We start from the raw sequence: 12,965 nt of genomic DNA, 5'->3' as shown, positions 1-12,965 counted from the left end.
GGTCTCGTCCTTCTCCATGGTCTCCAGGGTCCGGGTGATCGCGTCGAACGCGGCCCAGGACCGGGCGGCCCGGCCCGTGCCGCCGTACACGACCAGGTCATCCGGGCGCTCGGCGACCTCCGGGTCCAGGTTGTTCATCAACATCCGCAGCGGCGCTTCGGTCTGCCAGCTCTTCGCGGTCAGCTCCGTGCCGCGCGCGGCCCGGACAGGGCGGGCTCCGGTAGTGAAATCGGCGGGTGCCATTCTTCGTACTCCTTAGGTAATGCTGGACTAGTTGCTTCTTGCTCGAACTAGGCCAGGTTCTTGGACTTGAGCCAGTCCTGGGCGATCTGTCCCATGTCCTCGAACTTGGCGGTCCTGCCGTTCATCTGGATCAGGTCATCGGTGGTCAACGCGGCGGACACCTTGTCCAACACGCTCTTGACGGTGTCGCTGGCCTTCTTCTGGTTGATGACGGGAACGATGTTCTCGGACAAGAAGAGATTCTTGTTGTCTTCGAGGGCAACCAGGTTGTTGGCGGCGATTGCGGGATCGGTGCTGAAGAGGTCCGCAACCTGTACCTGACCGGAAAGGAGGGCGTTCAGCGTGAGCGGGCCGCCGGCGTCGAGCGCTGAGAATTCCTTGAAGTCGAGGTTGTAGACGGACTTCAGGCCCGCAACACCATTAATGCGGGTCTTCCACTCCGGCGGGCCGCCGAGAACGAGATCCTTGGCAGCAGGCTGGAGGTCGCTGATGGACTTGAGGTTGTACTTGTCGGCGGTTTCCTTCTTGACCGCCAACACGTCCTTGTCCTGTGCCTTGGATGCTGTCAGCTGCGTGAGTCCGGACGGAATCTTGGCGCTCAGCTCTTTCGTGACTTCATCCGAGGTGACCGCTTTGGTGGAAGCGTCAAGGTACTGGAGGAGGGCTCCGCCATATTCCGGCATGAGGTCGATGGAACCGTCCTTCAGCGCCGGGATGGTGACTTCGCGGCTGCCGATGCTGGGCTTCTCCGTGACCTGGACGCCCTTCGATTTGAGGGCCTCGGCGTAGATCTTGGCAATGAGCTGGCTTTCCGGGAAGTCCGCGGAGCCGACCATGATGCTGTCCGTCGATCCTGCGGCCTGGGAGTTGTTGTTGGTGGAACTCAAGGGATCCCCACCGCCACAAGCGCTCAGGGCGATGGCGGTGGCTGCCGCCAGGGCGAAACCAGTCAGGTACTTTTTCATGTCAATTCTCTCTGGGGAGGGCCGTTGCAGGGCATGCCGTGGCCAAGTGGGGGTCGATTGAACGGTGTTGCCGCCGTCGGGCACGGCGCTCGACGGCGATGAAGCGAGGAGTTGCTTAGACCGTGACGGGGGTTTTCACTGAGTCAGCCGCTGCGGCCGGGGCGGCAGCCTTGACGGTGCGCCGGGTCAGTCCGGGTGAGACGACCCTGCGGGTGATAAAGGCGAGCAATTGGTCGAAGAACAGGGCCAGCAGGGCGACCAGCACGGCCCCGACAACCATTTGGCTGTAATCATTCTGGGCCTTGCCGTCGATCAGCAGCCGTCCAAGGCCGCCTAGCGAAATGTACGCGGCGATGGTCGCCGTCGAGATGATCTGCAGCAGCGCGCTGCGGACACCGGACAGCATGAGCGGGAGCGAGCAAGGGAGCTGAATGTCCGTGAGGATCTTCATGGTGCGGAAGCCCATGCCCTTGGCGGCGTCGACGGCGGCAGCGTCCACCGCGCGGACGCCGGCGTAGGTGTTGGTCAGGATGGGCGGGACCGCGAGCAGCACCAGGACGATGAGGCTCGGCAGGATGTAGCCCATTTTGGACGGGAACGCAGGCGAGATCAGCAGGACCAGGAGGATCAGAAGGCCCACGCTGGGGAGGGCGCGGAGGGCGTTCGCGAGGCCCGCGATCATGAAGACGCCCTTGCCCGTGACTCCGATGTAGATGCCAAGCGGAACCGCGATGATGGCCGCGACGACCAAGGCGATGAGGGAGTAGAGGAGGTGCTCACCGATCAAGGTGGGGATGCCGTCGGCGCCGCTCCAGTGTGCGGGATTGAACAAGTAGTTGATCATGATGCCACCACCTTGGGGGTCCACGGTGTCAGCCACCGGTTGAGGAGGATGATCAGTCCGTCAAGGATCATGGCGAGGACCACGCAGAGGATGATGCCGGCGATGATCGGGGTGAAGAACCGCAACTGGAAGCCTTGGGTGAAGAGCGAGCCGAGCTGCGGGATGCCTAGCAACGCTGCCACGGAAACGAGGCTCACGTTGGAGACCGCCGCGACGCGGAGCCCTGCGCTGATGACCGGGACGCCTACAGGAAGCTCCACTTTCACCAGGCTCTGGTATCCCCGGTAGCCCATGGCCTTGGCCGCTTGGACCGTGTCTTCCGGTACGGAATCGAGTGCATCAGCCACGACGCGTACCAGCAGCGCCACGGTGTAGATGGTCAGTGCTGCCACGATGTTGAGCGGGTCCAGGATCTTGGTGCCAAGGACCAGCGGCAACAAGACGAACAGGGCGAGGGACGGGACCGTGTACAGCAGGCCCGCCACGCCCACCAGAAGGGGATAGATCCGGCGGCTGCGGTGTGCCCACCAACCAAGGGGGAGTGCGATCAGCAGGCCGAGGATGAGGGGAGTGACGGCGAGCAGCACATGCCAGCCGAGGAGGAAGACGATGTTGTCGGACTGGCGGCCCAGCCATTCAAAGTTCATCGCGCCGTCTCCAGGTGCGGTTCCGCCTCGATCGCCTTGACGATGTCGGTGGCGGTCACTGTGCCGATGAGCTCTCCGTGTTCATTGACGACGACGCCGCGACGGCTGGGGGAGGAAAGTGCGGCGTCGAGCAATTGGCGCATGGTCCCGGACGATGATGCGGAGGTGCCGCTGAGGTTAAGGTGCTCCCTCTTGAGTTCGCCGCGAATGAGATCCGCTTGTGCCCAGCCGAGGGGTTTCCGGCCGCCGTCGACCACCAGCACCCAGGCTCCTGTGGCCTTGCTCTGTGCCTCGGCGGCGGAGGCGCCAAGGGCGACCACAGCTTCTTCGGCAACAGCGACCGTGCCGGCCGCGTTGGTGAAACCGAGGGATCGGTAGCCACGGTCGCGTCCCACGAAGTCGGCCACGAATTCGTCAGCCGGGGAGGTCAGCAGCTCCGAGGGCGTCGCCATCTGGGCGAGCTTTCCACCGACGCGCATCACGGCAACCTGGTCGCCTAGCTTGAGGGCCTCGTCGATGTCGTGGGTGACCATGATGATGGTCTTGCCGATCTCGCGCTGAAGCCGGAGGAACTCCTCCTGGAGCTGCGCCCGGACCACGGGGTCAACGGCGCTGAAGGGTTCGTCCATGAGCATGAAGGACGGATCCGAAGCCAAAGCCCGGGCCACGCCCACTCGCTGCTGCTGGCCACCGGACAATTGCCACGGGTAGCGCTTGGCGAAGCTCGCGGGGAGTCCGACGCGCTCCATGAGCTCGAGGGCTTTCATGCGGGCCTTCTGCCTGCTCTCGCCGAGCAGCACGGGCATCGTTGCCACGTTGTCGACGATGGTGCGGTGCGGGAAGAGGCCTGCGTGCTGGATGACGTAGCCGATGCGGCGGCGCAGCAAGGCTGCGTCCATGCCCGACGTCGGCTCGTCATCGAGGTAGATGGTGCCGCTGGTGGGCTCGATGAGGCGGTTGATCATCCTCAGCGATGTTGTCTTGCCACAACCGGACGGCCCTACCAGGATGGTCAACTTGCCGGTGGGCGCCTCGAGGCTCAAGCCATCGACGGCGACCGTCCCGTCCGGGTACGCCTTGGTGACATTTTCAAACTTGATCATTTCTTTTCCATGCTTTCCTGGGGCACTTCATGGTCTCCGGAGGGTTCCACGAGGATGCTGTTCGCCACCCTCGCCAGTTCCTCGCCAAATGTCTGGGCCTTCGCTTCGCCCAAGCGGTAGCTCGGTGCGACGATGCTGAGGGCCGCCACGGTGCGGCCGCCGATCACGATGGGTGCGGCGACGGCCGTAATGTCGTCTTCTACGCCGCTTCGCACGATGGCGAAGCCGCGGCCGTTCTGCCCGCCAGTCAGGACCTTCCCGGCGGCGGATCCTTCCAGCGGAATGCTCCTGCCGACCCAGCTGGTGTGCCGGACAGAGTGCGTACCTTCGACAATGGCGATGTAGATTCCGGTTTCCCCAGGACCAGGAATGCTCAAATAGCAGGACTCGCCCGTTTCGGCCACCAGCCTCTTCATATGCGGTGTGCACAGAGACACGAGGGATTCCTGTCCAAGCGCGAGTGCTCCCAACTGGATCACACTGGCACCGGGCCGGAAGTTTCCGTTCGGGTCCCGCTTCACGAAGCCGCTGCCCTCCAGCGTGCGGAGGAGGCGGAGCGCGGTGCTGGCTGACAAGTCAACAACGCGCGCGGCGTCGCTCAAACTGATGGCGCCATCCGTACAGACCGCGCTCAGGAGGGCCAACGCTCTTTCGACCGTCCGGGTGGAAGGGTCTGCTGCCACTGACTGACCTGCTTTCAAGTGGTCCGAATCACCATGTCTTGCCACTTAGTAAAAATCAACTTTCATCGAATGGCAATAGATTTCGTGAAATTACCTGAGATTCCGGGATTTGAGACGCTCGGTGGGAACAAGCCGTTTCGGGGGTGTTTCAGGCCTGTTAATTGTCGTGGTTCTGGCCTCAGGGTCTTGTCATGGGGTGACAAGTGGTTTTTACTTGGTGGCAGTCTTCATTAATCGGAGGAACACGTGGAAACCGTCAATCAGCTCCTTGACTCGATCAAGGACGTGGGCCGCGATGCGGTGCGCGGAGGATACTCAAGGGCCGTCTACTCGACGCCCGAGCTCGACCTCAGGCACTGGTTCATCGAACAAGCCCAACAGCGCGGCCTCGGCGTCGAGACCGACCGCAACGGCATTATCTGGGCCTGGTGGGGAAAGCCCCAGGACGGTGCGCTTGTCACTGGCAGCCACCTCGACTCCGTCCCGGGAGGAGGGGCCTTTGACGGGCCGCTCGGCGTCGCGTCCGCACTCGCCGCCGTCGATGTCCTCGTTTCCCGCGGTCTAGAGCCGGGGCGTTCCCTGGCCATCACAGTCTTCCCGGAAGAAGAAGGATCCCGCTTTGGCGTAGCCTGCCTGGGCTCGCGGCTATTGACGGGTGCCATCGACGTCGACAAGGCGCTGAACCTGCGCGACGTCGATGGCAACACTTTCGCCGACATCGCCCGGAGCAATGGCCTGGATCCCGGGCACATCGGTCCCGATCCGGAAACCATGGCGCGAATCGGCGACTTCGTTGAACTGCATGTGGAACAGGGAAAGGGGCTGGGCCAAGGCGGGCCGGCCATCGCCGTCGGAAGCTCCATTCTGGGCCACGGCCGCTGGAAGCTGAGCGTCAGCGGCCAAGGCAACCACGCCGGAACCACTCTCATGGCGGACCGTGCCGATCCGATGGTCGCGGCCGCGCAGATCGTCGTTGCCGTCCGCGACACCGCGGCGAGGCAGCCGGATGCGCGGGCCACCGTGGGGCGCTTGACCCCGGTTCCCGGCGGCACCAACGTGATTGCCTCCCGCGTCGATCTATGGCTCGACGCCCGGCACCCCGACGACGCCGTGACGGCACAACTGATCGAATCGATCTACCGCGCGGCGCGGGAAATCGCGGCGGGCGAAGGATGCACCGTTACCCTCACCGAGGAGTCCTACAGCGACACCGTGCATTTCGATCCCGAGCTGAGCCGACGCATCGGCGAGCTCCTGCCGGACGCGCCTGTATTAGCGACCGGCGCTGGGCACGACGCCGGAGTCTTGGCTGGACATGTCCCCTCGGCGATGCTTTTCGTCCGCAACCCGAGCGGAATCTCACACTCCCCGGAAGAGTACGTCGCCGACGAGGATGCCTCCGCCGGCGCGGTTGCCCTCGCCGACGTTCTGGAGGGACTCCTGTGAGCGGGTTCTGGTGCGAGGCGGCGCTTGTAAACGTCGACGGCGGTCCCGTCCCGGGCGGCGCGGTTGTCGCCACCGGCGTTCGGCTGGAAGTGCACGAGGGGCACATCTCCCGGATCGCTACCGGCGTCGAGCCCGAAACGGGTGACCGGATATTGAACGGGGTCGTCTTCCCCGCCGCGGCCAACGCCCATTCGCACGCTTTTCACCGGATCCTGCGCGGAAGGACGCACGACGGGCGCGGTGATTTCTGGGTCTGGCGAGAGCAAATGTACCGGAGCGCTGCGGAACTTACCCCGGAGAAATACGAGAAGCTCGCCGCGGCAGTCTTCACCGAAATGGTGGTCTCGGGCTTCAGTAGCGTGGCCGAGTTCCACTACGTCCACCACCAGCCGGAAGGAACGCCGTACCTGGAGCCGCACGCGATGGAATTGGCGTTGGCCAGGGCAGCCGTGGCGGCCGGGATCCGCCTGACATTGCTGGACACACTGTACCTCGCGGGAGGGATCGGGACTCCGCTCAGCCCGGAACAGGCACGGTTTGGCGACGCCGATGCCCAAGCCTGGTTGGACCGGCTCGCGTCATTGCGGGCCGAGGTGGCGCGGAGCTTTCCGCCTGAAATGGTCGGCGTGGGGGCCGCCCTGCATTCCGTCCGAGGAGTGCCCGAAGAGGCGCTCAAGACTGTCTCCCGGCAGTTGCCCACCGACATTCCGCTGCACATCCACCTCAGCGAACAACCGGCTGAAAACGAAGCCTGCGTGGAGGCCTATGGCGTCACGCCAGCCGGGCTTCTTGCCCGCCACGGCCTGCTGTCCCGGCGGCTCTCGGCCGTCCACGCGACCCACCTAACGTTGGACGACGTCCAGCTTCTCGGGGATGCGGGAGCCACTGTGGTGATGTGTCCCAGCACTGAGGCCGATCTCGCCGACGGGATCGGACCGGCTCGCGCATTGTCCGACGCCGGCTCGACCATCGCGCTCGGCACCGACCAACACGCGGTGATCGATCCCTGGATTGAAATGCGCACCTTGGAACACGGAGAACGTCTAGGCTCCGGCCAGCGGGGCAGGTTCTCACCCCAGGAACTGCTGCACGCGGCCACCATCGGCGCGACCGCATCCATGGCTACGCCCATAGCGTCTGCACTTGAGGTAGGTGCGGTGTGCGACCTCATGGCAGTGGCTCCGGACTCGGTGCGGACAGCCGGTTCCATGCCGCAGCAGTTCGCGTTCAGCGCGACGGCGAGCGACGTCACCGCCGTCGTGATCGCTGGAGAACTGGTGGCCTCAAACGGCGTCCATGTTCGGCTGGGTTCTCCGGGTGGGCTGCTCACCGAGGCGCTGAAGGAGTTTTCCTAGGAGCTTTCTCAGGAGTCACGTGTCAGGCGTCACGCTGAGCCGGGTTTTGGAGGCGCGACCGGCGCTCCGCCCTGGAATTCCGGGGCGCTCGGATGCCGAAGCCGCCAAAAGATTGCGTGGCGTGACGGGAGGTGCCTGCCGCCGTCGGGCACCCACCCGTATCAGTCGAGTGGCAGGGTGACGGTTACACAGGTTCCGTTGCCTGGACTGGAGACGATGGAGACATCGCCGCCCACTTCGCTGACGGCGATGGACATCAGGCGGAGCCCGAATCCGTGGTGTGCGCCCGCGGGCGTTGCCTTGCCGTCGAAGCCCGCGCCGTTGTCCGTGACTGTCAGCCGGATCCCGTGGTAGACGGCGGCGAGCCGGACGGTGACGTCGTGGGCATGCGCGTACTTGAAGGCGTTGCTGAGGACTTCCTTGGCGGCGTGGTAGAGCAAGGAAGCGGAGCCGGACGAGATTTCGACACCATGATGAGGCGTCTCCCAGTGGATTTCGGTCCCTTGGCGGCGGAGCGGTGCGGCCAATCGGTCGATGCAGCCCGCGAGCCCCAGAGCATGGAAGTCAACGGGTTGCTGATCGGTGATCACGCCATTGATGGCGGTAACCTCGTCCAGGGCTGTTGTTGTCTTCATGGCCGGTCCTGCTCCCCTTGCAGCTTTGGTGCTTTCGCCGGCGGGTGGGTTCCGCCTGTGCTTGCATTAAGACTGGACCAGAGGAGTTAAGGTTCCCGCGATATTCAGTTAGTTTCGTCCTAATTTTTTGTCAGGAATCTCTCCTACTTCGCAAGAAAGCCGAGCAAGGCCTGGTTGACCTCAGCGCCATGCGTCCACAGCAAGCCGTGCGGGGCGCCGTCGATCTCCACGTATTCGGCGCCGGGGAGTGCTTCGGCGAACCTCCGGCCGGTGACGTCGATGGGGAGGATGTGATCCTCGGTGCCGTGCAGGATCAAGGCCGGCACATCAATCTTCGGGATGTCGGCCCTGAAATCGGTGAGCCACGTGGGCTGCGCGGCCACCGAGGCATAGGCCCCCGACTGGGCTGCCAGGTTCCAGCTGGCGGTGACTGCTTCAGGGCTCAGGCGGTGCGTTCCGAGGAAAGTGGAAGCGTTGTAGAAGTTGTTGAAGAATTCGGTGAAGAAAGCGTAGCGATCGGAAATGACGGCTTCGGAAAGTCCGTCGAACACGGACTGCGGGACGCCTCCGGGGTTGTCGGCAGTCTGCAGGAGGAACGGCTCCAAGGATGCAAGGAACACGGCTTTCGCGACCCGGGCCGAGCCGTACGTGCCAAGGTAGCGGGCCACTTCTCCCGTTCCCATCGAGAAGCCCACCAGTACGGCGTCGTTGAGATTCAGTGCTTCCAGCAGGGTGTTCAGGTCCGCGGCGAAGGTGTCGTAGTCGTAGCCGACGGTCGGCTTGCTGGACTTGCCGAAGCCGCGGCGGTCGTACGTGATGACGCGGTAGCCGGCGTTGAGCAGGGCAGCGGTCTGCTTCTCCCAGGACGAACCATCCAGGGGATAGCCGTGGATAAGGACCACTGCCTGGCCGGTCCCGTGGTCCTCGTAGTAGATCTCGATCTCGGAGCTGTTTTCATTTCCGACGGTGATGTAAGCCATGACTACGGTCCTTTCGTAGCGGATCTTGCCGAGCGTTTCCAGCCTACTGTCCGGGTACCAAGGCGGCACCCCCCGCGCCACGCTTCGCCCTGAGGGAAAGCTCTAGTTGCCCCCAGCAACCAGTCGTAGACTGGCCTTCGAATCACTACGTGAGTTGGAGAACGATGCTCTGGAAACTTCTCGTTCAGTACCTGCGGCCACATCGGCGGCTGCTGATCGCCGTCGTCATTTTCCAGTTGGCGCAGTCCATAGCGTCGCTGTACTTGCCCACGCTGAATGCCGACATCATTGACGAAGGCGTGGCCAAGGGGGATACCGGGTACATCCTGGGCACCGGCAGCCTCATGTTGCTCATCACCCTCTTGCAGATCGCGTGTTCGATCACGGCTGTGTACTTCGGCGCGAAAGCCGCCATGGGACTGGGGCGGGACTTGCGCGGGGCCATTTTCACCAGGGTGGGGGAGTTCTCCGAGCAGGAGGTCACCCGCTTCGGCGCGCCGTCGCTGATCACGCGTTCAACCAACGATGTGCAGCAGGTCCAGCAGCTCGTCCTGATGTCCTGCACGCTCATGGTTGCGGCGCCCATGCTCAGCATCGGCGGGGTCATCATGGCGGTCCGGCAGGATGCACAGTTGTCCTGGCTGATTGCCGTGAGCGTCCCCGTGTTGCTGGTTGCGGTGGGCCTCATCGTTAGCCGGATGGTCCCGCTGTTCCGCAAGATGCAGGTCCGGATCGACACCGTGAACCGCGTGCTCCGCGAACAGCTCGCCGGCATCCGCGTGGTGCGCGCGTTCGTGCGCGAGGACATGGAGACGGAACGCTTCGCCTCGGCCAACCAGGACGTCACGGAGATGGCGCTGCGCGCCGGGCGGCTCATGGCCCTCATGTTCCCGGTGGTGATGCTGGTGCTCAACGTCTCCAGCGTTGCCGTGATCTGGTTTGGATCGTTCCGGATCGACGACGGATCCATGCAGGTAGGCACATTGATCGCCTTCCTGAGCTACCTCATGCAGATCCTCATGTCCGTCATGATGGCTACGTTCATGGCTGTCATGATCCCGCGCGCTGCTGTTTCGGCGGACCGCATCGGACAGGTGCTGGAGACCGAATCGAGCGTGCGGCCTCCCGCGAACCCGGTGACGGAGACCGCCGGCCGTGGTGAACTGGAATTGCTCGACGTCGGATTCGCCTATCCGGGTGCCGAGCAGCCTGTCCTGAGCGGCATTAGCTTCCGGGCACGCGCGGGCCAGACGACGGCGATCATCGGCAGCACGGGCGCGGGCAAGACCACCTTGGTGAACTTGCTGCCACGGCTCTTCGACGCGAGCAGCGGCTCGGTGCGGATCGACGACGTCGACGTCCGCGAACTACACCCCGACCTCTTGTGGGGGCACATCGGACTGGTCCCACAGAAGCCCTACCTGTTCTCCGGCACGGTCCGCAGCAACCTTCTTTACGGCAAGCCCGACGCCACCGAGGAAGAACTCTGGCGGGCGCTCTCCATTGCACAGGCCCAGGATTTCGTCGAGGAAATGGAGGGTGGGCTTGACGCTCCGATCTCGCAAGGCGGCACGAACGTTTCCGGCGGCCAACGCCAGCGCCTCGCAATCGCCCGGGCACTCGTGAAGCAACCCGAGCTCTACATCTTCGACGACTCCTTCTCCTCCCTGGACACCGCTACCGATGCCAGGCTCCGCCAAGCCCTCAAGCGCCACACTTCGGGCGCCACCATGGTCATCATTGCGCAGCGGGTATCCAGCATCGCGGATGCCGAGCAAATTCTAGTGCTCGACGACGGGCGGCTCGTGGGGCGCGGAACCCACGAAGAGCTGTTGGAGACTTCAGAAACATACCGGGAGATAGTTTCCTCGCAACTGGCAGCGGAGGAGGCGGCATGAGCAGCGCACCCAGCACCGCCAACCGCCCGCAGCGTCCCCCGATGGGGCCAGGCCGCGGCGGACCTTTCGCGGGGATGAGCATCCCAGCAGAAAAGGCCATGAACTTCCTGCCCTCGGCCAAGCGTCTCTTGGCCACGTTGCGGCCCGAGCGCTTGTGGCTGACCCTGGTTCTCTTCCTCGCCGTGGCAAGCGTGACCCTCTCCGTGATCGGCCCCCGGCTTCTGGGCCAGGGCACCAACCTGATTTTCTCCGGCGTCGTATCCAAGCAACTTCCCGCCGGGGTGAGCAAGGAACAGGTCATCGAGGGACTGCGCGCTTCCGGCCAGGGCTCCAAAGCGGACATGTTGAAGGGCATGGACCTGACTCCCGGCGTCGGAATCGACTTCGGGGCGTTGTCCTCTATCCTGCTGTGGGTGCTGGTCCTGTATGTCCTGGCCTCAGCGTTCGGCTGGATTCAGGCCTACGTGCTCAACGGCGTCGTGCAGCGGACCGTGTACAGGCTCCGCGAGCAGATCGAAGCGAAGATCAACAGGCTTCCGCTGCGCTACTTCGACTCCGTGCAGCGCGGCGAACTGCTCAGCCGCGTGACGAACGACGTCGACAACATTTCGCAAAGCCTCCAACAGTCCATCAGCCAAGCGGTCACGTCCCTGCTCACAGTGGCCGGCGTCATCTTCATGATGTTCCTGCTCTCGCCGATCCTGGCGTTTATCACCCTGGTCACGGTGCCGTTGACGCTGGTCACCACGGTGCTGATCGCCAAGCGCTCGCAGAAGCTGTTTGTGGCCCAGTGGAAGAACACCGGCGAGCTGAACGGGCAGATCGAAGAAACCTACACCGGCCACGCGCTCGTGAAGGTGTTCGGACGCCAGCGCGAAGTCGAGGAGCGGTTCCGCGAGAAGAACGCAGAGTTGTTCTCGGCCAGCTTCGGTGCCCAGTTCATCAGCGGCTTGATCATGCCGGCACTGACATTCATCGGCAACCTGGTCTATGTCGGGATCGCCGTGGTGGGTGGCCTTCAAGTAGCTTCAGGCGCCATGCAGTTGGGCGATGTCCAGGCCTTCATCCAGTACTCACGGCAGTTCACGCAGCCCTTGGCCCAGCTCGGCTCGATGGCCAATCTGCTTCAGTCGGGCGTGGCCTCCGCAGAACGCGTCTTCTCGCTGCTCGATACCGAGGAGCAAAGCGCTGATCCTGAGCCCTCGGCTGTCCCCGAAGTGACGCGCGGGCGCTTGGTGTTCGAGAATATCTCCTTCTCCTACTCACCAGACAAGCCGCTGATCCAGAATCTGAGCCTCGTGGCCGAGCCCGGACAGTCCGTGGCGATCGTCGGGCCCACCGGAGCAGGCAAGACCACCCTGGTGAACCTGATGATGCGTTTCTACGAGCTCGACGCCGGACGGATAACGCTCGACGGCGTCGACGTCGCCTCGATGTCCCGGTACGAGCTGCGCTCGCGGATGGGCATGGTGCTTCAGGACACCTGGCTGTTCGGCGGCACCATCCGGGACAACATCGCCTACGGACGGCCCGACGCTACCGAGGCCGAGATTCTGGAGGCCGCCCAAGCAACGTACGTGGATCGCTTCGTGCACTCCCTCCCGGAGGGCTACGACACCGTGCTCGACGACGAGGGCAGTAACGTTTCCGCGGGTGAGATGCAGCTGCTCACTATCGCCCGGGCGTTCCTGGCCCGTCCGTCAGTCTTGATTCTTGACGAGGCCACGAGCTCGGTGGACACGCGGACCGAGGTTCTGGTGCAGAAGGCCATGAATGCCCTGCGTTCTGACCGGACGAGCTTTGTGATCGCGCACCGCCTCTCCACGATCCGCGACGCCAACCTCATCCTGGTGATGGAGTCCGGGCAGATCGTGGAGCAAGGCACCCATGCGGAGCTCCTGGCCGCCGGGGGCGCCTACTCGAGGCTGTACGAAGCCCAGTTCGCGGCGCCTGTGGCGGAGGTCTGAGGATTATATGGTTCGCGCGGCGTGGCATGTCACGCTGAGCAACTTTTTGGCGTCTTGGCATCACCGACGGCCAGCTGAGGAGGGCGGTGCGCAGTGGTGTGGACCAACCGGCGCGTGGCGTCTACGCGCTGGCTTCGGCATCCGTCGCCGATGTGGCCTTGGTCCGAAACCACCGAATACTGACCTGCATCAGTGCGGC

11 protein-coding genes and 1 pseudogene are annotated in these 12,965 nt (G+C 63.9%); 4 read left to right on the top strand and 8 right to left on the bottom strand.

The window, feature by feature from the left end:
* The 6 genes and pseudogenes from AB4074_RS12875 to AB4074_RS12850 all read right to left on the bottom strand — a co-directional run.
* Positions 1–243, bottom strand: a pseudogene (locus AB4074_RS12875) (urocanate hydratase); the annotation flags it as partial.
* 47 nt (positions 244–290) lie between these two features.
* Positions 291–1,208 carry an ABC transporter substrate-binding protein gene (locus tag AB4074_RS12870; RefSeq protein ID WP_441413722.1) on the bottom strand — a complete coding sequence of 306 codons (918 nt, stop codon included), beginning with the start codon at positions 1,206–1,208 and terminating at the stop codon, positions 291–293.
* A gap of 115 nt (positions 1,209–1,323) precedes the next feature.
* Positions 1,324–2,052, bottom strand: coding sequence for an ABC transporter permease (locus tag AB4074_RS12865; protein WP_441413721.1), 729 nt, complete (start codon positions 2,050–2,052; stop codon positions 1,324–1,326).
* Positions 2,049–2,699: an ABC transporter permease gene (locus AB4074_RS12860; RefSeq protein WP_059389395.1), complete on the bottom strand. Its 651-nt coding sequence runs from the start codon at positions 2,697–2,699 to the stop codon at positions 2,049–2,051. The genes AB4074_RS12865 and AB4074_RS12860 overlap by 4 nt, the downstream gene beginning before the upstream one ends.
* Complete coding sequence (locus AB4074_RS12855) at positions 2,696–3,802, bottom strand: ABC transporter ATP-binding protein (RefSeq protein ID WP_441413720.1); 1,107 nt, start codon at positions 3,800–3,802, stop codon at positions 2,696–2,698. Before AB4074_RS12855 ends, AB4074_RS12860 begins: the two co-directional genes overlap by 4 nt.
* The gene (locus AB4074_RS12850) at positions 3,799–4,530 is read right to left on the bottom strand and encodes an IclR family transcriptional regulator (protein WP_441413719.1); all 732 of its coding nucleotides are present in this window, start codon (positions 4,528–4,530) and stop codon (positions 3,799–3,801) included. The genes AB4074_RS12855 and AB4074_RS12850 overlap by 4 nt, the downstream gene beginning before the upstream one ends.
* 201 nt (positions 4,531–4,731) lie before the next feature.
* On the opposite strand from AB4074_RS12850, the gene AB4074_RS12845 reads away from it, so the two are divergent.
* Both AB4074_RS12845 and AB4074_RS12840 read left to right on the top strand, forming a co-directional pair.
* A complete protein-coding gene (locus tag AB4074_RS12845; protein ID WP_441413718.1) occupies positions 4,732–5,931 on the top strand; it encodes an allantoate amidohydrolase in 1,200 nt (399 codons plus the stop codon).
* Positions 5,928–7,286, top strand: coding sequence for a formimidoylglutamate deiminase (locus AB4074_RS12840; RefSeq protein WP_441413717.1), 1,359 nt, complete (start codon positions 5,928–5,930; stop codon positions 7,284–7,286). Before AB4074_RS12845 ends, AB4074_RS12840 begins: the two co-directional genes overlap by 4 nt.
* A gap of 161 nt (positions 7,287–7,447) precedes the next feature.
* Here AB4074_RS12840 and AB4074_RS12835 read toward each other — a convergent pair whose 3' ends face one another.
* Together AB4074_RS12835 and AB4074_RS12830 are read right to left on the bottom strand one after the other, a co-directional pair.
* Positions 7,448–7,921 carry a sensor histidine kinase gene (locus AB4074_RS12835; RefSeq protein ID WP_441413716.1) on the bottom strand — a complete coding sequence of 158 codons (474 nt, stop codon included), beginning with the start codon at positions 7,919–7,921 and terminating at the stop codon, positions 7,448–7,450.
* 143 nt (positions 7,922–8,064) lie between these two features.
* The gene (locus AB4074_RS12830; RefSeq protein WP_441413715.1) at positions 8,065–8,901 is read right to left on the bottom strand and encodes an alpha/beta fold hydrolase; all 837 of its coding nucleotides are present in this window, start codon (positions 8,899–8,901) and stop codon (positions 8,065–8,067) included.
* A gap of 164 nt (positions 8,902–9,065) precedes the next feature.
* On the opposite strand from AB4074_RS12830, the gene AB4074_RS12825 reads away from it, so the two are divergent.
* Positions 9,066–10,799: an ABC transporter ATP-binding protein gene (locus AB4074_RS12825; protein WP_441413725.1), complete on the top strand. Its 1,734-nt coding sequence runs from the start codon at positions 9,066–9,068 to the stop codon at positions 10,797–10,799.
* The gene (locus AB4074_RS12820; RefSeq protein ID WP_441413714.1) at positions 10,796–12,766 is read left to right on the top strand and encodes an ABC transporter ATP-binding protein; all 1,971 of its coding nucleotides are present in this window, start codon (positions 10,796–10,798) and stop codon (positions 12,764–12,766) included. The genes AB4074_RS12825 and AB4074_RS12820 overlap by 4 nt, the downstream gene beginning before the upstream one ends.
* The last annotated feature ends 199 nt before the right edge of the window (positions 12,767–12,965 follow it).

It is taken from the genome of Arthrobacter sp. 2MCAF14 (genome assembly GCF_052115645.1).
Classification (GTDB): domain Bacteria; phylum Actinomycetota; class Actinomycetes; order Actinomycetales; family Micrococcaceae; genus Arthrobacter.
This window is presented reverse-complemented; position numbering and strand designations above follow the sequence as displayed.